The following is a 22,469-nucleotide window of genomic DNA, read 5'->3' as shown; positions in this document are numbered from 1 at the left end:
AAGAGGCGTTAATTTTATTGGTTTATTCGACGGTTACAGATTTAGCCAGATTACGAGGTTTGTCGACATCATTACCTTTTAAAACAGCAACATAATAAGCCAAGGTTTGCAGTGGAATGATGCTGAGAATAGGTGCTACATAATCGGACGTTTCAGGGATGGCGATAAAACGGTCAGAAGATTCTTTTAGGCCTTTATGTTCAAAACCTACAGAAAGAATTTCTGCACCGCGGGATGACAATTCGACAATGTTGGATGCGATCTTTTCAATAAGCGGACGCTGCGTCGCTAAGGCAATGACTTGAGTGCCAGGCTCTATTAAGGCAATGGTGCCGTGTTTCAACTCACCGGCAGGCAAGGCTTCTGAATGAATATAAGAAATTTCTTTTAGCTTTAACGAACCTTCTTTAGCGGAAATATAATCCACTGCACGTCCAATGAAGTATACAGATTCACAATGGATGAAATTTTCGGCAAGCTCTCTGTAGCCAGTAACCGTATCAAGTAACGACTCGATATGATTAGGGATTTGTTTTAGATCTGAAAGAAGTTGTGTTTCTAAAGAATTATCTAATTTACCTAACTTTTTAGCCCAGTCCAAGATAAAGAAATATAGATTCATCAGTTGGGAGGTATAAGCTTTCGTGGAAGCCACGGAAATTTCAGGACCGGCTTGGCAATAGAGCACACGGTCCGCCTCTCTTGCTATCGTGGAACCCACTACGTTTGTCACGGCAAAAATGGTGGCCCCCTTTGACTTTGCAAGGCGCATCGCGTTCAGCGTATCTGCTGTTTCTCCTGACTGACTCACTACGATCAGCAGTGTTTTTTCAGTGATAAACGGGTTGCTGTAAGCCAACTCTGAAGCGATTTCATCGCGAACTGGAATTTGAATCAAGTCTTCAATGAGATACTTTGCCACCTGAGCTGCGTGAAACGCTGTGCCGCAAGACGAGAGGTAGACGGAGTCAAAGTTTTTGAATTCTTGCGCACTAAATGTACTTTCACCCAAATCGAAACTGTCACCCTTAATAAAACGATTTAAGACATTTTGGGTGGATTCCGACTGTTCAAAAATTTCTTTAAGCATAAAGTGGTCGAAGCCTTCTTTAGATGCTTTTTCTACATCAGTGTCCAAAAGCTTAACTTCTTTTTCTACCACATCCAGGTTTGTTGTATAGATAACAGGTGCTTTATTTTTTTGAAGATGGACGATTTCACCGTCATCCAAATAGATAACTTTTGGCGTATGTTCTACAATCGACGCCGCATCAGAAGCGAGAATAGCACCGCCGTCGGTAATACCGAGAAGAAGTGGGGAACGATGACGAAGCGCCACAAGCTCGTCCGGGCTGTTCAAAGCGACTGCACAAATAGCATATGAACCTTCCAAATCTTTGGAGGTACGGACGATGGCCGTGAGTAAATTGTTGTTGGATTCTTTATAGTAGAAATCCAAGAGGTGAGCTACAACTTCCGTATCTGTTTCAGAAACAAAAGCATAACCGTCCATTTGCAGGCGTTCTTTGAGTTCTTTATAATTTTCAATAATACCGTTGTGAACTACAGCAATGGTGCCTTCACGGTTGGTATGAGGATGGGCGTTGATCTCTGTGGGGACACCATGAGTTGCCCAACGAGTGTGTCCAATACCCACCATGCCGGTAAAAGGGTTTTCCGCAACGGCATTTTCTAAATTTTTAAGACGGCCAGCTCTTTTTTTAGTTGCTAAACGGTCATCTAAGATGATAGAGATACCCGCTGAGTCGTAACCTCGGTATTCCAATTTCTCCAAACCGTTCAATATGATTTCAGTGGCATCTCCTGAGCCACAATATCCTACTATTCCACACATAGTAAAACCTCCTAAGTTATTTAGAGATTCACTTTGCTTATTTTGTCCTAAAGATTACTCTTCAGTTTTGTTAAGCACTTAGGCTGTGATACCTATGAAGCATCCGCCGATAATTTCGATAGCTTCATGCCTCGTCATCCCTGAGGGATCTGGCGCTTGGTTACTTTTTATCTCTGTCGTTGAATTATAACACACTCATGTTAGGGTGTAAAACAGACACGGCTCTATATGCACATAATAGCGCAACCTTAGAAAGAATTTAGATATTAATTTGCTTTCACTTCCATTAAATGTTATACTAAAACAAAATCAAACACTTTAATAATTTCAAATGCGTAATCTTTTAGAATTATCTTCAAGGCTCTACGGTACGTTTGCAAATATTAGAGTTATTTTTAGGAGGTAATGATGAAAGGTACAGTTAAATGGTTTAACAGTGAAAAAGGATTTGGATTTATTACAGGTGAAGATGGAAAAGATGTATTCTGCCACTTCTCTCAAATTCAAAAAGACGGTTTCAAAACTTTAAATGAAGGTCAAGAAGTTGAATTTGACGTCGTTGACAGTGAAAAAGGCCCTCAAGCCGAAAACGTGGTGGAATTATAAGTATAACAACTAAGAGACAGCTTCGGCTGTCTTTTTTTACGACTGGAGGAACACATGGAAAAACAAGTACTTGCAACGATTGATGGGGAAGAGATTACTACTCTTCACTATCAGAATTTTCTCAGCCAACTCAACCCGCAAATGCGACAATACTATGCATCCCAAGGCGTGTCCAAAGAAATTTTAGATGAGCTCATTTCACAAAAACTCCTTGTTATGGACGCTCGTGACAAGGGATTGGACAAGGACGAGGCATTTCAAGATGTTCTGAAGACGGCTGAAGAATCACTGCTTATGACCTACGCACTGGGAAAAGCTTTGGAAGCTGTTGAAGTCTCCGATGACGAGGTGGCAGAGTACTACGAAGCACATACGGAGCAATACAAGACCGGGCCTAAAGTCCATGCATCTCATATTCTGGTAGACAGTAAAGAGAAAGCTGATGAACTGGCGAAGGAAGTCACTCCGGAAAATTTCGCACAGCTAGCTAAATCACACTCTACTTGCCCATCCGGTCAAAATGGTGGCGATCTGGGTGTTTTTGAACAAGGTCAAATGGTTCCGGAATTTGATGAGAAGGTCTTTTCTATGAAAAAGGGTGACATTTCCGAGCCGGTAAAAACGGATTTTGGATACCATATCATTTATTTAAATGATATTATCGAAGACTCTTTTGACTACCACAAAGACCGCGTTCGCGCTGAACTCAAATCTCAAAAAGAGCAAGAGACGTATATGAACAGAGTCAAAGATTTGGCCAAAGGACACAAAATCGAGGTAGTCCATTTAGGCGAACCCAAATAATATGATCAATACAGTAATCCCAAGAGACATCTTGGGATTTTTATGTGTCTAGGGTATACTTAAAGCTAGGAGGCAGTATGAAACTTCAACTATTTGACTACATTGATAAAAGTGTGGAACTTCTCACATACTATTATCCTACTTTGGAAGAGCTGGCAGAAAATATTGAGGACTTTCTTAAAGATACCTTGGATATGTCCAATGTGACCAACATTTCTTACCGCATCAAATCAGAAAACAGCTTAAGAGAGAAAATTGTTAAGAATAATTACTTTATAGAGACTCAAGATGCTGAATCCATGCTGATGAAAATTTCCGATCTCATCGGACTGCGTATTGAGTGTCGTTTTTTGAAAGAAGAAGAACTTCTTTTTAAAGAGATTAAAAGCTTATTTACATATAAAGCTTATGACGGCTACTATAAGACCACAGAAAGTTCCCCGATTCTTTTGAAATTAGCTGAAAAACAGCCACAGATACAAAAGAACGGATTTGAAATTTATAAAATTGATGGTATTTATGAATACGGCTTGAATAAATTTAACTTTGAGCTTCAAATTAAATCTATGGTCAACGGCTTCTGGGGTGAAATTGATCACCGTATTCTCTACAAAAACTATAACTACATGATGAATGAAAATTTCATCAAAGAAATTATGGCTTCAATTAAAGACTCGCTTTACATGGTGGATAAACAGCTTCAAATTTTATTCGATCATGTACAGCGGTTTGATGCCAGTGCCGTGGATTCCGCTAATAGGCAACTGAACTATCTGCTTTCAAAGATTATCCATGATATTTTCAGTGCCAAGATTCGAGAAGAGCTGGGCTTTGAATTTAACTTTAAAAAGACTTCCGATATTGTGGTGGAGTATTTGCAATCCAATGCATCAAAAGCACGAGAACTGTCCTATGGCGAAAATTTTGTCAAGCTCATTGATCAAATCAATAACATCGCCACAGTGAATATGAACATCGAAGAAACCATTGAATTCGATAGACATGTCCAAACCCAAGATCCCTTTACGGATGCTTTGGGAAAAGGTGTTGAAAGCATTATTCAAAAAGACTTTTATTGGAATTTGTTATTAAAGATTATTCATCGCATTGAGGGTGGTAATTACGTCACTATTCTTGAAAGCTTTTTGACGTTTATTCGGTATAAGTATACGTTGTTATTTCTTACAATGACTGAAAGATATAACCTTTCTAAAGAAGAATCGATACAGCTGGAACAAGCTCTGTTAAATCAATGCTATCATCAGTTTGAAAAAGGCTACAGCGCCTATAAACTGGTCATTGGAAATTTTGAACTTTTGGAAGACTGTTTGACGCATTTAAGTCCAACTACCGACTACGAAACGCTTATGGCAGAATTACTTCGATGTCTGGAATAAAAACGTGAAAACAAGGTTCCTATTAGGTATAATAGAGTCTAAGGAGGAATGTTGTGAATAAATTACAAGGATTGAAACCCGCACGTGTTTTTGAGTATTTTGAAGCCATTACTCAAATTCCGCGGTGTTCATTTGAAGAAGATCAAATAGCAGACTACCTCGAATCCTTTGCAAAGGATCATCAACTGGAAGTATTGCGGGATGCTCATAACAATGTTGTCATAAAAAAACCCGGGACTGCCGGTTATGAAGATAAAGAACCTCTTATTATTCAAGGTCATATGGATATGGTCTGTGAAAAGGAAAAAACGTGCAGCATTGATTTTTCAAAAGACGCTATCCCTGTACAGGTAGAAGGGGATCTTGTATTTTCTAAGGAGACAACATTGGGCGCTGATAACGGCATTGCTGTTGCTATGGGCCTTGCTATTTTAGATGCTGATGATTTGGCTCATCCACCTCTCGAACTGTTAGTCACATCCAATGAAGAAAGTGGTATGACCGGCGCTAAGAATCTGGATGGCTCAATGCTAACCGGCAAACGTCTTTTGAATTTAGACTCTGAACAGGAGGGCGTAGCTTGTATCGCTTGTGCTGCCGGACGGCGTGATACGTTAACGTATCAGAAGACCACACAAAGTCCTGAAGGCGAAGTTTTCTATGAACTCTCCATAACCGGTCTAAAAGGCGGTCACTCCGGACAGGAAATTAATAAAGGGTTGGGCAATTCCAACGTCCTTCTTGGCCGTGCACTCTATGAATTAAAAGATAAGGTTGAGCTTGCCTATATAGAAGGTGGGGCAAAACCGAACGCTATTCCTCGGGATGCCCGTGCCATTATCACATTAAGGGAAGCGGAGGTCATCGGCGTTCAAAAACAAATTATTGCACTCAACCGTGATTTTGTAAAAGAACTTGGCAACGTTGATCCGGATGTGCGGCTTAATTTGGAAAAAGCTCAGTCAGTGGAGACTGTCTTTACCGAAGATGTAAAATGTCACATTATTCAAGCGCTGCGGCTTCTACCAAACGGTGTACAGTCCATGAGTCATGATATCGAAGGCCTCGTAGGCGCTTCAGTTAATGTAGGTGTCATTGAAACCCATGATGATATTGTCGTAATTACGACCAATATTCGTTCCGCACTGCAATCTCTCAAAGAGGAGATCAGTATGCGTAATCGCATTATTGCTGCACTCACCGGAGGGCGCTATGAAATTATCACGGACTATCCGGCGTGGGAATACACTGAGCATTCTCCAATTCGCGATGCTGTAGTCAGCACCTATCGTGAACTCTACGGTAAAGACATTGAATTGGAAGCGATTCATGCAGGTTTGGAATGCGGTATTTTTAAAGAATCTATTGGGGATATTGATATGATTTCCATCGGACCGAACATTCGGGGTGCTCATGCACCCGGAGAAAATCTTTCCATTAGCTCCACCGAACGCGTATATAACTTTGTAATAGAACTTTTAAAAAACTTATAAATTAGGAGGTCACCATGACTGAACATCAACACAATTGCGGATGCAACCACGATCATGAACATGAGCATGAAGAAACTTACGAATACGATGTGATTAGTATTCCAATGGAAGACGGCGGCGAGTTGGATTGTGTGGTTATCGACACCTTTGAAGTAGATGGCGGCAACTATATTGCACTTGTTGCGGAAGATGAAGTGGAAGATGGCGATATTCTTCTCTTTAAATATGAAGAACTTGAAGATGAAGAAATTGAACTCGTAGAAATTGAAAGTGAAGAAGAATTTGACCGTGTGGCTGAAGTCTTCAATCAACTTGGCGAGGATGAAGAATAATCCTCCTTTATACAATACCTATTCACAGTTTTTATACAACTATTTCGGTGAAAAAGTATATAAACTGCCTATAAAACTCAATCTCACTTGTCCAAACAGAGATGGTACCCTTGCAATAGGAGGGTGCACGTTCTGTGGGGAAGAAGGGGGAAGTTTTGAAAACACCGACGGCACAATTGCCAATCAACTTGAGCTCAACAAAGCAAGGGTCATCAAACGTTTTAAAGCTAAAAAGTTTATAGCATATTTTCAAAATTTTACCAATACTTATGTGGATTTTGAAAGCTTTAAAGCCAATGTGGAAGCTGCCCTTATCTCGGATATTGTAGGCGTGAGTATTTCAACACGCCCGGATTGCTTGAGCGAAGAAGTGTTAGATTATTTGGCTGAGGTCAATAAGACTTATTTTGTCACCTTAGAGATTGGACTTCAAACGGCAAATTATCACACTTTACACAAAGTAAACCGAGGCCATGGGACGGCGGATTTTGTAGATGCTGTACTTCGAGCACATCGCAGAGGTCTTAGAGTATGTGCTCATGTCATTCTCAATCTGCCGTATGACGACACCTTGGATACCGTTGAAACCTCAAAGCTTATCAGCGTTCTCGGCGTTGAGGAAGTGAAACTTCATGCACTCTACATTGTCAAAAATACCGTTATGGGAGAATTGTATCAGTCCGGTAAAATTGATATAATTTCTTTAGACGATTATGAAAAGCGTGTGATATTATTTTTACAACATCTATCTGCGGATGTTGTAGTGCAAAGGTTGATCGGAAGGGCACCTGAAGAAAATGCTCTCTTTTGTAACTGGAATACATCGTGGTGGAAAATCCGGGATGCGATCGTTGCAAAGATGGAGCAATCAAATGCTTATCAGGGACAATATTATGAAAGGACATGATATCATGGTTAAATTTATTTTAGGCGAAAAAGGATCCGGAAAGACAAGATGGCTTATTGAAAATGCCAATGAAGATCTAAAGAGCGGCAATGGTAATATTGCTTTTGTGGAAGTGGATGACGATCACATTTTTAGTCTGGATTACAATGTACGTCTTATCAACGCCACCGATTATCATCTTAATGACAGAGAAGCGTTCTATGGTTTTATCTGCGGACTTCTCGCCATGGACTATGATTTGGAAAAAGTTTATATTGACGGCATTTATAAAATATTAAACTTGACTGCACAAGATTTGGAATACATCACCAATAAGTTAGAGTGCATTGAGGATCTGAAAGATAAAGAAGTTTTTATCAATACTGACATCAAAGAATCTGAATTGACAGATGTTTTGAAAGACCACGCCATCACAGTAGAAAAGGAGAACTAAGTGAACAAGAATACTGTACGTATTATTGCCATTGTTTTAGCTGTACTTATGGTGGCTCCAATTTTACTACAGCTCGTAAGATAATAGATTTGAGGATACTGTGATATCTGTAAAGAAAAAGAATAAGTTTGATAAGTTTTTCGAACATCGTTCTTTTTTAATTATGCAATACACCAATGGAGATATCTCCAAGCGTGAATTTTTGGAACATAATTTTAATTATTTTCAAAATGAAAATGCCACACCCTATCTGAAAATTGATTCCTATGAAAAAGGTATGTACAATTATCAGTATTATAACGGTATGGCAAAATTTTATCGTATGCTTGCAAAAGATGTGAGACATACGAAAAAACACGCTCGGTATTACAATTATTATCTCAATTTATCCAACAAATACTATCACTATAAAGACGAGACGGCTTTGACACTTTTGCGATTACAAAATTTCGAAAACGTCTCGTGTTATTACATAAAGTGTGATTCGTCACGATTAAACCATCAACTTTATGAAATTGTACTCAATGATAAAAAAGAGGCGATCTTTCATTCCAAAGCACCTTGGCTTTTAAATATTTTAAGAACTGAGAATGTTTTTTATGAAGGTATTCAGCACTCTCTGATTGAGGAGTATATCAATGAACGTTATTAACAACAAGGGCAACCTTGTTGTTTTTTTATGAAAATTTTTTTGCATGTGCGCTCCATAATTGACTTTGAAGGATAAAAACCATACAATTAATATACTATATTTAGGATAAAAATAAGCAATGCAACCAATATCTGGTGTTTTGGGAGGAAATCAATTGATTCAACGTGTACGCAAACGAGATGGCCGATCCGTGCCTTATGAACGCGCTAAAATATGTCGAGCTATGGAAAAAGCTTTTGTAGAAGAGTCTGTAACTATCTCTAAAGAGGAGTTGGACTGTTTGGTCGACAATGTGGAAGCACAGTATGGCAGCATAGTCGAAACAACGGTAGAGCACATCCAGGATTTAGTCGAATTGAGTTTAATGGAGTCCAACCACTTTAAAGTGGCTAAGGCTTATATTCTTTATCGTGAAAATCGACGTCGCAAGCGTGCCACGCGTGAATCTATCGAACAATACTTTTTAGACATTGATACATTACCTGAAACGCTAATTCAAATTGAAAAAGATTTTTCGGATGATGCTTATGACCTCAATCAACTTCTTAGAAAGTTTCAAAGTTTTTATAAGCCGCAAGCAAACATAGAAGACCATTTCAATGCTCTCATTAAAGCGGCGATTGAGTTGACCAATGAGGAAGCTACACGATGGGAGTTTATTGCGGGGCGTTTTTATCACCTGCTCTACACTCAAAAACTTAAAGCTGCTTGGGAGGAACTCCCGGTACCAGATGACGATGCTACAAAAAAAACGTACTCTGAGCTCAATTTTTACGATAAAATCAAACGACTTACGGCCATGGGACTCTATGGTGAGGACGTCCTAAGGGCATATTCTAAGGAAGACCTTTTAGAAGCGGGTAGCTTTATTGACGAGACTAGAAATGGTCTACTCAATTACTCGGGCTATGACTTATTAGTAGGGCGTTATGTCATTCGCACGCACAATCATACGCCGCTGGAATCCATACAAGAAATGTATCTTGGCATTGCTTTATTTTTGGCTATTCCTGAGACAACAAATAGATTGACGTGGGTCCGCCGTTTCTACGATATGCTGAGTCTTTTACAAGTTACGATGGCAACACCAACCCTTTCCAACGCCAGAAAGCCGTTTCACCAATTGAGTTCATGCTTTATCGATACAGTCCCTGATGATTTGAGAGGTATTTATCGCAGTATCACTAACTTTGCCAATGTCAGCAAATTTGGCGGCGGTATGGGGCTTTATTTTGGAAAGGTCAGATCCCGAGGTTCAGATATACGCGGCTTTGAAGGTGCGGCAGGCGGTGTGATTCGCTGGATTAAACTTGCCAATGATACGGCGGTGGCAGTGGATCAGCTGGGGGTTCGACAAGGTGCCTGCGCTGTATATTTAGATGTATGGCATAAAGATATCCCCGAATTTTTAAACCTGCGAACTAATAATGGCGATGACCGTATGAAGGCTCATGATGTCTTCCCGGCAGTTTGCTATCCTGATTATTTTTGGGAACAAGTTGAGACAAATATGGAAGGACAGTGGGGTCTGCTTGATCCCCACGAAGTATTAACTAAAAAGGGATTTGCACTGGAGGATACCTTCGGTACCGAGTGGACGGAAAAATATTTGGAATGCCTGAAAGACGAAAGCATTTCCAAACGCTGGATCCCAATTAAAGAACTGGTTCGCCTTATTATTAAATCCGCAGTGGAAACCGGTACGCCATTTGCTTTTAATCGGGACACAGTAAATCGCGCCAATCCTAATAAGCATAAAGGCGTCATCTACTGCTCCAATTTGTGCACTGAAATTGCGCAGAATATGTCGCCATCGGAAGAACGCTCCGAGACGATAACCACTGAAGATGGCGATACTGTCATTGTCACAAAAGTAAAACCGGGCGATTTTGTGGTTTGTAATCTGGCCAGTTTAAATTTGGGCAAGCTCAATGTCTTGGATGAAGCGGAATTGGAAGAAGTTACGACTTCAGTCGTTCGAGCTCTGGACAATGTTATCGAATTAAATTATTTTCCTGTGGCTGATGCCGAAGTTAACAACAGTCGCTATCGTCCTATCGGTCTTGGTGTGTCCGGGTATCATCATATGCTCGCTGCACATCATGTTTTGTGGGAAAGCGATGAACATTTGGACTTTGTAGATAAGGTCTTTGATTCCATCAACTACTATGCCATTAAAGCGTCGTATGAAACGGCTTTAGATAAAGGTGCTTATCCCTACTTTCAAGGTTCCGAGTGGGAGAACGGTCGTTATTTCACACAGCGCAATTACACGAGTGAGAGGTGGTTGGCCCTGAAAGAAAAGATTGCAACCCACGGTCTTAGAAATGGGTATTTACTTGCCATAGCGCCGACGTCATCCACGTCCATTGTCGCAGGCACCACGGCAGGTATTGATCCGATTTTAAATCGCTTTTATTATGATGAGAAGAAGAACGGACTTATTCCTCGGGTGGCACCGGATCTGACCATGAGTACTTACGGATACTACACCGAAGCTCACCGCTTAGATCAGTCTTGGTCGATAAAAGCCTGTGGTGTGCGAAGTCGGCATGTCGATCAAGCTCAAAGCATGAACCTGTATATCACTAATGACTACACTTTCAGACAAATTCTGAACCTGTATCTTGAAGCCTACCATGAAGGCGTCAAGACCGTGTACTATATTCGCTCAAAAGCGTTGGAAGTAGAAGAATGTAAAAGCTGTGCACTATAATGAATAGGAGGGTATGATGACATCAATTACCAAAAAGGCTCTATTTAATCCTGATGGCGATATTGAACTGTTAAAACGTCGTATGATTAATGGCAATACCACCAATTTGAATGATTTTAACAACATGAAATACGAGTGGGTGTCCAAGTGGTATCGCCAATCCATGAATAATTTTTGGATCCCTGAAGAGATTAACTTAGCACAAGATAAGAAGCAATACCCGAAACTGGATGAGACAGAACGTACTGCCTACGATAAAATTCTCAGTTTTTTAATTTTCTTGGACAGTATTCAAACGGCGAATTTACCCAATGTAGGTGAATATATCACTGCCAATGAGGTGAATCTCTGCCTGTGTATTCAAACTTTCCAAGAAGCTATTCATTCCCAAAGTTACAGCTATATGTTGGATTCTATTTGTGAGCCGAATAAGCGTGATGAAATCCTCTATCAATGGCGTGACGATGCCCATCTGCTTCGTCGCAACACCTTTATCGGTAACATTTACAACCGGTTTCAGGAAGAAAAATCTGCAGAAAACTTCTTAAGAGTTTGTATGGGCAATTATATTCTCGAGGGTATTTACTTTTATAGTGGATTTATGTTCTTCTATAACTTGGCTCGCAATGGCCGCATGACAGGATCAGCGCAGCAAATTCGCTACATTAATCGAGATGAAAGCACCCATCTCTATCTATTTAAAAACATTATCAACGAGCTTCGTGTGGAAGAAGCGGAGCTCTTCACGCCGGAACTGATGTCTGAATTCCGTGAGATGATTCATGAAGGCGCAGAGCAGGAAATGGCCTGGGGCAAGTATGTCATCGGCAATGATATTGAGGGGCTCACGGAACAGATGGTAGAGGACTACATTAAATACTTAGCCAATTTACGTTGTACGGATCTTGGCTTTGAAAAAATTTATGAAGGCTATGATGATGAACCGTCTACCATGACGTGGGTGTCCAATTATAGCAATGCCAATATGATTAAAACGGATTTCTTTGAAGCACGCTCTACAGCTTATGCAAAAAGCGGCGCTTTAGTGGATGACTTGTAATTTGAAGTGAGTATAAAAAAGACTCTTTTGTTTTCTTGCAAAAGAGTCTTTTTCATGCAAACCCACGTTCAATGTGAGGTTCAGTTTTAGTCGATGGTTGATTCCTGTAGAAGTATGCGCCCAATTTTATACACATCGCCGGCTCCCATCGTGACAAACGTATCGCCCTCTGTGAGCTTTGGCGCTACATACTCAACAATGTCATCAAAATCTTTCATGTAGATAGCAGGGTCGGCATTGGTTACAATAGCATCTCTCAATGTCTTGGAGTGAATGTCGCCGTAGTCTTTTTCTCGTGCGGCGTAGATATCTGTGATGATGATTTCATCGCAGCCGGTGAAGGATTTACTGAACGCATCTAAGAGTATTTTAGTCCGGGTGAATGTGTGGGGTTGAAACACACAAATGAGTTTACCCTTTGTTTGAGAACGCAAGGCACTGATCGATGCCTTGATTTCTGTCGGGTGATGGGCATAGTCATCGACAATATCAGCGCCATGGAATGTGCCTTTATACTCAAGACGACGATGCACACCGCCGTACTCATGAAGGCCTTTTAATACTGTGTCGACATCTACACCCAGTTCCAAAGCGGCAGCTGCAGCAGCCAGTGAATTGTAGACATTATGCTCACCAAGCACTTGAAGTTCTACAGTCCCAAGTTTGGTCTCGCCGTAATAAAGCTCGTAAGACGGGGCCTTGGCTGTTAAATTGATATTTTGTGCAGTATAGTCGGCTTTTTTATGTACCGAGATCGTACAAACTCGACATTGCGCATCTTTGACAATGTTTGCCACATTCTCGTCATCAATATTGGCAACAAGCAATGACGAGGGCGCCAAATTATCTACCAAGCCGCGAAAGGTATCGATAATATGGTCCATATTGTCAAAGTAGTCCAAGTGGTCTTCATCGATGTTTAAAATAATGGAGGTGGTAGGAAAGTACTTTAAAATATTGGCTCGATATTCACATGCTTCAGTTACTAAAAGCTTGCGATTACCTACGCGCACATTGCCTCCGATATTGTCTAATTGACCGCCTAGTAGAATGGTTGGGTCTAATTGAGTCTTCATCAGGATGTTGCTAAGCATGGATGTGGTTGAGGTTTTACCATGCGTCCCACTCACACCGATGGATTGTGTGTAATTTTGCATGAGTTGACCCAGAAAGGTGGCACGATCCACTAGGTCTAGCTTCTGATCCACGGCACCTTGAAGCTCAGGATTGTCCAAACTTATGGCATCGGTATAGATCACCAAATCAGCGTCGTTAAGATTATCGGCACTGTGGGCATAGTAAATGGTTGCGCCGAGATGTTCCAACCGGTGTGTGATGTCCGATGAAGCTCGGTCGGATCCCGAGACTTTGTAACCCATGGATAATAAGATCTCAGCGATAGCGCTCATACTAATACCACCAATTCCAATGAAATGAATGTGATGGTAATTGTGTTCATCTATATTGAAGTTGTTCATATATTCCCCCTAATTGGTTTCATTTTATAGCATATTTTAAAAGAAATAAAGAATGAATTGAATTTGTATTTTAAAAGCGCCTTGGGTATAATGAAGTCATGAATACGAGGTGAAATGAATGAATATTACCGATGTACGCATAAAACTGTTACCTGATCCTTCGAAGATGAAAGCTGTTGTATCGGTGACCTTTGACGATCAAATTGCCATTCATGACATCAAAATAATCGAAGGAGCAAATTCCTTGTTTATGGCAATGCCATCTCGAAAGCTTCCTAATGGGGAATATAAAGATGTCGCTCACCCTATCAATGCATCGACGCGAAAAGCACTTGAAGATGCAGTCTTTGCAGCCTATGACGACGTATTATCACAACACGACGATGAACCCATCTAGTGTAGACCAGTAGAGCCTCGTGGCTCTATTTTTATATGAATGAGGTGAATTATGGTTTTAGATGAATTAAGACAATTAATGACGGCGCACAACTTAGATGCCTATATTGTAGTGACATCAGACCCTCACAACAGTGAATACTTAGCTGAGTACTACAAAGAACGGGCATACTTAACAGGTTTTTCAGGCTCGCAAGGTACAGCGGTTGTGACACAGGACGAAGCTTATCTTTGGGCCGATGGGCGTTATTTTGAACAGGCGGAGCGTGAAATTCAAAATACCGGATTTCAACTTCAAAAAATTGCCGTCGAAGGCTATCCTACAGTTAAAGAATATTTGGACAGCCTTAAGGCTGCGCGGATTGGCTTTAACGCGCTCTATATGCCAATCAGTCAATACAAGGAGTTGACAAAAGGTTTAGACAGTACTTTTGTGGATATTGACCTGTTTAAAACGCTATGGACGGATCGAGCATTGCCAAAGACCACATCGTTCTCTCATAAAGAGTATAGTGTGGTTACAAGTGCTGAAAAATTGACCCAAGTTAGATCTAAGATGACCTCCCTGGGAGCTACCGCCCTTTTGATCAGCTCCCTTGAAGATATCAGTTATCTGACCAATTCTCGAGGCGGGGATATTTCACGTGTACCGGTGACTTTTGCCTATGTGCTTTTAACCTCTGATGAGAGTATGCTTTTTATTGATAGTGATAAAATCCGAGATTTCAGATCCGAACTGGAAGAAAATTTTACCATTCTTCCTTACGAAAGTATTTTTGAGGTATTGGAACAGATTTCCGAAGAACGTTTTGTTCTTGCCGATCATGTAAATACCAGGCTTTATCAATTGATTGAAGCACACAACAGTGTGGTAGATCACACAAATATTGTCGGCATGATGAAGTGTATTAAAAATCAGAATGAGCTGTCCCATATGAAGGCGTCCCATCTTCGAGATGGAGCCTATGTCACTGAGTTCATGTACTATCTTAAGACTCAAGCTATGGAAGGTGAAACGGAGTGGACACTGTCAGAGCGCTTGGATAAGCTTCGCGCGACAGACCCTAAGTACTATGATTTAAGTTTCGAAACAATCAGTGCCTACGGACCTCATGGCAGCATGATGCACTATAAAGCAGATGAAAAAACAGCAGCACCTGTTGAGAAAAAAGGCTTTCTCCTTGTAGATTCCGGCGGTCAATATATGGACGGAACTACAGATATCACGAGAACTTTTGCTATGGGTCCTCTCACAGAGGAGGAAAAATACCATTTTACTTATGTATTGAAATCCCACTTCAACCTAATGAATGCCGTGTTTCCTAAGGGGACGACATCAAAGACCATTGATGGCATTGCCAGGAGTGTCGTGTGGCAAATTATGGAAGAGTATCGATGCGGGACAGGTCATGGTGTAGGATACATGCTCGGTGTACATGAGACACCTCCGAATCTCAACCAAAAAAATGATATGGTCTTGGAGCCAGGCATGGTACTGTCCAACGAGCCAGGGATTTACAAGGACGGTCGACACGGTATTCGTACAGAAAATCTCATGACCGTTGTAGAACATGGTACCAGTGATTATGGTACATTCTATGGTTTCGAAAATCTGACTTTTGTGCCTTATGATGTAGATGCTATTGATGTGAGTCTGCTGACAGATAAAGAACTGGAGACATTGAATAGTTATCATCATGAAGTATATGACAAGATCAGTCCACTGGTTTCCGACAAGGTGCGTACGTGGCTTTATGACGCAACAAAACCCTTGGAGCGGCAATGAGCATACCTGATATTGAAACACGCCTTAAGAATTTGCCTAACGATCCCGGCGTCTATATTATGCGTAGCGCCACTGATGAAATTATCTATGTGGGGAAGGCAAAGAATCTGAAAAAACGTGTGAGCCAATATTTTGGAAGTTATGGCAAAAACAATCGCAAAGTTGCCGCCATGGTCTCTCATATTGCGGATTTCGAGTATATTATCGTCAAAAATGAGTTAGAATCTTTGATTTTGGAAAGTAATTTGATTAAGGATAATCTGCCGAAATATAATATTTTGCTGAGAGATGATAAGCAGTACCCATATATTAAAATAACTCGGGAAACTTTTCCTAGAGTGATTAAAACGCGAAAAATTTTAAAGGATGGGGCTAAGTACTATGGCCCCTATCCTGATGTTACGGCAGTAAATAACGCCATTGATATTTTTATGCGACTGTTCCCCTTGAGAACCTGTAGTTTGGTTCTGCCGCGAGATGTGGGGAAGTATCGTCCTTGTCTCAACTATTTTATAGGACATTGTGTGGGTCCTTGCACAGGAGAGGTGAATCATCGTGACTATATGACCATGGTCAGTGCCATCGAAAATTTGTTAGACGGTAAAGATGATTCACTTTTTGATGATTTGGCCATAAAAATGCAAGAAAGTGCCGCGCGTTTAGACTTTGAAATGGCCGCGCGTTATCGGGACGATATGGCATCTTTAAAAATTCTTAAGGAAAAGCAAATTATCTCGTCCAATGATTTGAGTGAGAATCAAGATGTGATTGCTTTAGCTCGAGGTATCGATGATGTTCTTGTGGAGGTCTTTTTTATAAGAGAAGGAAAAATAATCGGGCGAGAACATTATTTTATGAAGGATTACTTTACCAACCACAATGAAAAAATTCTCAATGCCTTCCTGCGACAATTTTATGGCGCAGCAACGTTTATTCCAAAAGAGCTGATTGTAGAATCGACGCCTGAAGATAAAACGATTTTGGAAGCGTATCTTGCTGCACAACGTGGCGGGCCGGTTACGATCACGGTCCCTCAACGGGGCGATAAATTGGCACTTGTAAAAATGGTAAAGAAAAATGCCATTGAAAACATCAATAAGTATGCGGATAAATATGCGAAAAAACAAAATAAAAATAAGGACGCTTTAAAAGATTTACAAGATACATTGAGGCTGTCCATTTTCCCAAGCCGTATTGAGGCCTTTGATATTTCTAACACCTACGGCATTAACTCCGTTGGTAGTATGGTAGTTTTTGAAGAAGGTGTTGCCAAAAAAAGTGACTATCGTAAATTTAAAATTAAGACCGTCCAAGGGGCTGATGACTACGGATCTATGGAAGAAGTGTTGCACCGCCGTTTTAGCAGAGGTTTGATGGAAAAACATACCGCCGAGCAGACAGCTTTTTCGAAATTTCCTGATCTTATCCTTATGGATGGTGGCAAAGGGCAAGTGAATGTAGCATTAAAAGTATTAAAAGACCTCGGGTTAAATATTGAAGTGGCCGGTTTAGTCAAGGATGATTTTCACACTACTCGCGGCATCATTTACAATAATGAAGAGTTTACTTTTAAAATGACATCCAATGCCTATCAAATGATCTATAAAATTCAGGAAGAAGCTCATCGTTTCGCCATTAACTATCATAGAAAACTTCGGGAAAGTGCCTCATTTAAATCAGAACTGGATCTCATTGCAGGCATTGGTATAAAACGTCGCCAAGCTTTAATGAGTCACTTTAAATCCATGTCCAAAATAAAAACAGCGGATGTGAATTCTCTTGCCAATGTGCCGGGGATGAATCATAAAGCCGCCGAGTCAGTGTATAATTACTTTCACAGAAAGGATAACCCTCATGGATAAAATTGCATTAAGCAGGATCGTACGTGAATTGAACATAACTATTCTGCATGAATCCAAAAATTTTAAATCCACTTATATTGAAAGTATGGATCTTAATAGACCAGGTCTGCAATTGACCGGTTACTTTCGCTCTTTTGATAACAAAAGAATCCAGATTATAGGGGAACAAGAGTGGCATTTTCTCAGTGAGATGGATCATGATGCCCGCTACAACTGTATTAAACGTCTCTTTGAAACTCATATCCCGGCTATTATCTTTTTGCGCAACCGATTTATACATGATGAATTTATTGAACTTGCAGAAGAGCTGGACGTGACGCTGCTGCGTACCGAAGAAAACTTTTCCAAATTTACATTGCGCTATCAAAATTATCTCGAGGTGGAACTGGCGCCTACTATTCGTGTTCACGGCGTGTTACTGGATGTCTTCGGCGTCGGGGTGTTAATAAAAGGTTCCAGCGGGGTGGGGAAAAGTGAAACGGCACTGGATCTTATTTCCAAGGGCTCGAAACTGATATCAGACGATTCAGTCATTATCAAGCGTATTGATGATCGTTTGATTGGTAAGTCGCCATATATTACTAAACACTTTATGGAAATTCGCGGCGTGGGCATTATTGATGTGGAAAAGATTTTCGGTATTGGTTTTGTTATGGATCAAAAAAATATTGAAATGGTCATCAATTTGGAAAGCTGGGATGACAATGCGGAATACGATCGACTGGGCATTGACAATGTCTATGAGGAAATTTTAGGCAAGCAATTGGTGAAGTATAATATACCTGTTAAACCGGGGCGAAATTCTGCGCTGATTATCGAGACTGCGACCAAAAACTTCAAACAGAAAGAGCAGGGTTATAATCCAGCGGAAGAATTAAATAAGCGAATTTTAGGGCGGAGATATTGATTCCACATTCTGGAACGAGCTCCAAAAACAAGTAAAATACACGTTTTGGGGATTAAAAACTTCAGATTCGTTGAAATTATTTTTTTTAAGCTCTATAATGAAATAGCAAGAAACACATAAATAACTAGGGGGTTAAAATGACAAAACATTTTAAAACGATGGACGGTAATGAAGCAGCCGCCCATATCGCTTATGCTTTTTCAGAAGTTTCATGTATTTTCCCAATTACGCCGTCTTCACCAATGGCTGAACACGTGGATGCATGGGCTGCTGAAGGAAGAAAAAATATCTTCGGACAGGAAGTCTTAGTCAAGGAACTTCAATCTGAAGCAGGCGCTGCAGGAGCTGTACATGGTTCGCTCCAAGCAGGTTCATTAACTAGTACTTATACCGCTTCACAAGGTTTGTTACTTATGATTCCTAATATGTATAAGATTGCAGGGGAATTGTTGCCGGGGGTATTTCACGTGGCTGCACGTGCATTGGCATCTCATGCATTATCCATTTTCGGGGATCATCAAGACGTTATGGCATCTCGTGCCTCCGGATTTGCTATGCTTGCTTCCGGTTCCGTCCAAGAAGCTATGGATTTAGCTGCTGTAGCTCATCTGAGTGCAATTAAAGGTCGTGTCCCATTTACTCACTTCTTCGACGGATTTAGAACCAGCCACGAAGTTCAAAAGATTGAAGTGCTGGACTATGATGATTTAGCTAAGCTTGTTGATTATGATGCTGTCCGTGAATTCAAACAACGTGCACTGCATCCGGCTAATCCGGCTGTTCGAGGCACGGCACAAAATCCAGATATTTACTTCCAGGAAGTGGAAGCATCGAACAGATTTTATGATGATATTGTCGGCGTCACAGAAAATTACATGAATCAAATTTCTGAACTTACCGGCAGAGAATACCATCTCTTCAATTACTATGGGGACGATCAAGCAGAACGAGTTATCGTAGCTATGGGTTCTGTGACGGAAACGATTGAAGAAGTTGTCGATTACTTAAATGAGAAAGGCGAGAAAGTCGGTCTGCTTAAAGTTCACCTCTATCGTCCATTCTCCAAAGAACATTTCTTAGCTGCTATGCCTAAGACTGTTAAGAAAGTTGCAGTTTTAGATCGCACTAAAGAAAAAGGTGCTCACGGGGAACCGTTGTACCTGGACGTTCGCGATATCTTCTATGATGAAGCCGATGCACCAGTTATCGTTGGTGGTCGTTATGGTTTAGGTTCAAAAGATACCAACCCTGCACAAATTTTTGCAGTCTACAAACACTTAGAAGCAGAACAACCTCGTCACAACTTCACCATCGGCATTGAAGATGACGTAACAAAATTATCTCTTCCAATTGAAACCTCCGTTTCCACTGAACCTAAAGGTACTATTCGCTGCAAGTTCTGGGGATTCGGATCCGACGGTACGGTAGGAGCTAACAAGAGTGCCATTAAAATTATTGGTGATAATACCGATATGTATGCTCAAGGTTACTTTGACTATGATTCAAAGAAGAGTGGTGGAGTTACCATGTCTCACTTGAGATTCGGACATGAACGTATTACCTCTACCTATTTACTCTCTGAATCCGACTTTATCTCTTGTTCAAAACAATCTTACGTACACCAATACAATTTGCTCAAAGGTCTGCGTAAAGGCGGTACCTTCCTGCTTAATACCGTATGGTCCCATGAAGAACTTGAAGAACATCTTCCGGCTTCTATGAAACGTAAAATTGCTGAAGATGACATTGCATTCTATACCATTAATGCTACCAAGATTGCCGCAGAACTTGGTCTCGGCGGACGCACCAACATGGTTATGCAATCTGCATTTTTTAAACTGTCTGAAGTACTCCCTGTAGAAGAAGCTACCGATCTTCTTAAAAAAGCCGTTGTAGCTGATTACGGCCACAAAGGGGACGACATCGTTAAAATGAACTACGGTGCTATTGATCAAGGTATCAATGCCCTCGAAAGAGTGAATGTCCCGGCAGAATGGGCCAACGCAACAGACGATGCAAAGCATACTATCGACGGCGCTCCGGACTTCATCAACAACATTTTAGTTCCAATGAATCGCCAAGAAGGTAATAATCTTCCTGTTTCTACGTTCGTCGGCATGGAAGACGGTTCTTTCCCTAATGGCACTGCACGCTATGAGAAACGCGGTATCGCTGTTAATATTCCTTTCTGGAAGAAAGAAAATTGTATTCAATGTAATCAATGTTCTTTAGTTTGCCCTCACGCAGCCATTCGTCCATTCTTGTTAAATGAGAGTGAAAAGAACGGTGCTCCTGATACCTTTGAAACCTTAGAAGGCAAGGGTCCGGGAGCTAATAAATATCAATACCGCATCCAAGTATCTTCACTTGACTGTACAGGTTGCGGCAATTGTGCTCAAGTATGCCCTGCCAAAGAAAAAGCGCTTGTTATGACACCATTTGAGGATGTCTACGAAGCTCAATCTGAAAATTGGGATTATGCTGTAGATAAAGTTGTGTCTAAAGAAGATGAGTTTGAACTGACCAACTTTAAAAACTCTCAATTCTATCAACCGTACCTTGAATTCTCCGGAGCATGTGCAGGTTGTGGTGAAACACCATATGTTAAGCTGGTAACCCAACTCTTCGGTGATCGCATGAGTATCGCTAATGCAACAGGATGTACGTCGATCTGGGGCGGTTCCGCACCGTCAACCCCATATTGTACCAATGCTGATGGCAACGGTCCTTCTTGGGCAAATTCACTGTTCGAAGATAACGCGGAATACGGCTATGGTATGGCAGTCAGCCAAACTGTAACTCGCGATCGCATCAAACGCCTCATGGAACAATTTAAAGAAACCGGTGTCGATCAAGAGGCTTCAGCCGCCTTTGATGCATGGATCGAAAACATGAATGACTACAAAGCTTCTAAGGCTGCCAGTGTGAAAGTTATTGAACAGCTAAAGAAGACCTACAATGACGACAAAGCTGATACTATTATCAAAGATTTGAACAGTTTAAAGAACTTCCTTATCAAAAAGTCTCAATGGATTATCGGCGGTGACGGCTGGGCGTATGATATCGGTTACGGCGGATTGGACCACGTACTTGCCAGTGGTGAAAATATCAATGTCCTGGTTGTTGATACTGAAATCTATTCCAACACCGGCGGTCAAGCATCCAAGTCAACCCCAACCGGTGCAACTGCACAATTTGCAGCGGCAGGTAAGACAACTCGCAAGAAAGATCTCGGTTTAATGGCGGCAACTTACGGTTATGTTTACGTTGCACAAATTGCACTTGGCGCAGATAAAACTCATGCATTCAAGACAATTAAAGAAGCTGAAGCTTATGATGGACCTTCTCTGATCATTGCTTATGCACCATGTATATCTCACGGGATCAAAAAAGGTATGGGATGTTCTATCCAAGAAGAAAAACTTGCCGTTGAAGCGGGTTACTGGCACCTGTATCGCTACAATCCTGATCTGAAGAAGGAAGGTAAGAACCCATTCACTCTTGACTCTAAAGCACCTAAGGGATCTTACAGAGAATTCCTTCAAGGCGAAGTACGCTACACAGCACTGGCTCGGAAGTTCCCTGAACGCGCTGAACAACTCTTTGAAGTCGCTGAAGAAAACGCAAAAGATCGTTATAACAATTATGTGCGCATGAATGAACAAGAAACGATTTTGGTGGAATCCGAAGAAGCGAATGCAGTGCCTAAAGCTGAAGTTAAAGAAGATGTTTTAAAAGAAACCCCAAAGAATGAAAAATAAATTAAGAGTGTGCGTTGGCACACT

The 22,469-nt window shown here is 40.9% G+C and carries 17 protein-coding genes; 15 read left to right on the top strand and 2 right to left on the bottom strand.

Going from position 1 to position 22,469, the window contains the following annotated elements; all coding sequences use genetic code 11:
* Positions 1–22: 22 nt before the first annotated feature.
* A complete protein-coding gene (gene glmS, locus O6R05_RS04080; RefSeq protein WP_271192261.1) occupies positions 23–1,855 on the bottom strand; it encodes a glutamine--fructose-6-phosphate transaminase (isomerizing) in 1,833 nt (610 codons plus the stop codon).
* A 405-nt stretch (positions 1,856–2,260) separates the two neighbouring features.
* Here glmS and O6R05_RS04075 point away from each other — a divergent pair, with 405 nt between their 5' ends.
* The 10 genes from O6R05_RS04075 (at position 2,261) to O6R05_RS04030 (ending at position 12,255) form a co-directional block, all read left to right on the top strand.
* Positions 2,261–2,461, top strand: coding sequence for a cold-shock protein (locus O6R05_RS04075; protein WP_313791027.1), 201 nt, complete (start codon positions 2,261–2,263; stop codon positions 2,459–2,461).
* A 54-nt stretch (positions 2,462–2,515) separates the two neighbouring features.
* A complete protein-coding gene (locus O6R05_RS04070) occupies positions 2,516–3,265 on the top strand; it encodes a peptidylprolyl isomerase (protein WP_271192260.1) in 750 nt (249 codons plus the stop codon).
* Positions 3,266–3,342: 77 nt separating this feature from the next.
* Positions 3,343–4,662, top strand: a complete 1,320-nt coding sequence (locus O6R05_RS04065) for a GTP pyrophosphokinase (RefSeq protein ID WP_271192259.1) — start codon at positions 3,343–3,345, stop codon at positions 4,660–4,662.
* 53 nt (positions 4,663–4,715) lie between these two features.
* A complete protein-coding gene (locus O6R05_RS04060) occupies positions 4,716–6,155 on the top strand; it encodes an aminoacyl-histidine dipeptidase (RefSeq protein ID WP_271192258.1) in 1,440 nt (479 codons plus the stop codon).
* 14 nt (positions 6,156–6,169) lie between these two features.
* A complete protein-coding gene (locus O6R05_RS04055; protein ID WP_271192257.1) occupies positions 6,170–6,487 on the top strand; it encodes a DUF1292 domain-containing protein in 318 nt (105 codons plus the stop codon).
* Positions 6,477–7,394 carry a TIGR01212 family radical SAM protein gene (locus O6R05_RS04050; RefSeq protein WP_271192256.1) on the top strand — a complete coding sequence of 306 codons (918 nt, stop codon included), beginning with the start codon at positions 6,477–6,479 and terminating at the stop codon, positions 7,392–7,394. Before O6R05_RS04055 ends, O6R05_RS04050 begins: the two co-directional genes overlap by 11 nt.
* A gap of 4 nt (positions 7,395–7,398) precedes the next feature.
* Positions 7,399–7,827 (top strand): hypothetical protein, encoded by a 429-nt coding sequence (locus O6R05_RS04045; protein ID WP_271192255.1) that lies wholly within the window; start codon positions 7,399–7,401, stop codon positions 7,825–7,827.
* 163 nt (positions 7,828–7,990) lie between these two features.
* Positions 7,991–8,479 carry a DUF6648 family protein gene (locus O6R05_RS04040; protein ID WP_390904742.1) on the top strand — a complete coding sequence of 163 codons (489 nt, stop codon included), beginning with the start codon at positions 7,991–7,993 and terminating at the stop codon, positions 8,477–8,479.
* A gap of 154 nt (positions 8,480–8,633) precedes the next feature.
* Positions 8,634–11,195 carry a ribonucleoside-diphosphate reductase subunit alpha gene (locus O6R05_RS04035; protein WP_390904741.1) on the top strand — a complete coding sequence of 854 codons (2,562 nt, stop codon included), beginning with the start codon at positions 8,634–8,636 and terminating at the stop codon, positions 11,193–11,195.
* Positions 11,196–11,211: 16 nt separating this feature from the next.
* The gene (locus O6R05_RS04030) at positions 11,212–12,255 is read left to right on the top strand and encodes a ribonucleotide-diphosphate reductase subunit beta (RefSeq protein ID WP_271192293.1); all 1,044 of its coding nucleotides are present in this window, start codon (positions 11,212–11,214) and stop codon (positions 12,253–12,255) included.
* 86 nt (positions 12,256–12,341) lie between these two features.
* Here O6R05_RS04030 and murC read toward each other — a convergent pair whose 3' ends face one another.
* Entirely contained in the window at positions 12,342–13,733 is a 1,392-nt protein-coding gene (gene murC / locus O6R05_RS04025) for a UDP-N-acetylmuramate--L-alanine ligase (protein ID WP_271192253.1), read from the bottom strand.
* A gap of 118 nt (positions 13,734–13,851) precedes the next feature.
* On the opposite strand from murC, the gene spoVG reads away from it, so the two are divergent.
* The 5 genes from spoVG to nifJ all read left to right on the top strand — a co-directional run bounded on the left by spoVG (position 13,852) and on the right by nifJ (position 22,445).
* Positions 13,852–14,130 (top strand): septation regulator SpoVG, encoded by a 279-nt coding sequence (gene spoVG, locus O6R05_RS04020; protein ID WP_271192252.1) that lies wholly within the window; start codon positions 13,852–13,854, stop codon positions 14,128–14,130.
* 51 nt (positions 14,131–14,181) lie between these two features.
* Complete coding sequence (locus O6R05_RS04015; RefSeq protein WP_271192251.1) at positions 14,182–15,915, top strand: aminopeptidase P family protein; 1,734 nt, start codon at positions 14,182–14,184, stop codon at positions 15,913–15,915.
* Complete coding sequence (gene uvrC, locus O6R05_RS04010) at positions 15,912–17,777, top strand: excinuclease ABC subunit UvrC (RefSeq protein ID WP_271192250.1); 1,866 nt, start codon at positions 15,912–15,914, stop codon at positions 17,775–17,777. The genes O6R05_RS04015 and uvrC overlap by 4 nt, the downstream gene beginning before the upstream one ends.
* Positions 17,770–18,684: an HPr(Ser) kinase/phosphatase gene (hprK, locus tag O6R05_RS04005; RefSeq protein ID WP_271192249.1), complete on the top strand. Its 915-nt coding sequence runs from the start codon at positions 17,770–17,772 to the stop codon at positions 18,682–18,684. The genes uvrC and hprK overlap by 8 nt, the downstream gene beginning before the upstream one ends.
* A 137-nt stretch (positions 18,685–18,821) precedes the next feature.
* Positions 18,822–22,445, top strand: a complete 3,624-nt coding sequence (gene nifJ / locus O6R05_RS04000; protein WP_271192248.1) for a pyruvate:ferredoxin (flavodoxin) oxidoreductase — start codon at positions 18,822–18,824, stop codon at positions 22,443–22,445.
* Positions 22,446–22,469: the final 24 nt, after the last annotated feature.

The organism is Peptoniphilus equinus (assembly GCF_027921445.1).
GTDB lineage: Bacteria > Bacillota > Clostridia > Tissierellales > Peptoniphilaceae > Peptoniphilus > Peptoniphilus equinus.
This window is presented reverse-complemented; position numbering and strand designations above follow the sequence as displayed.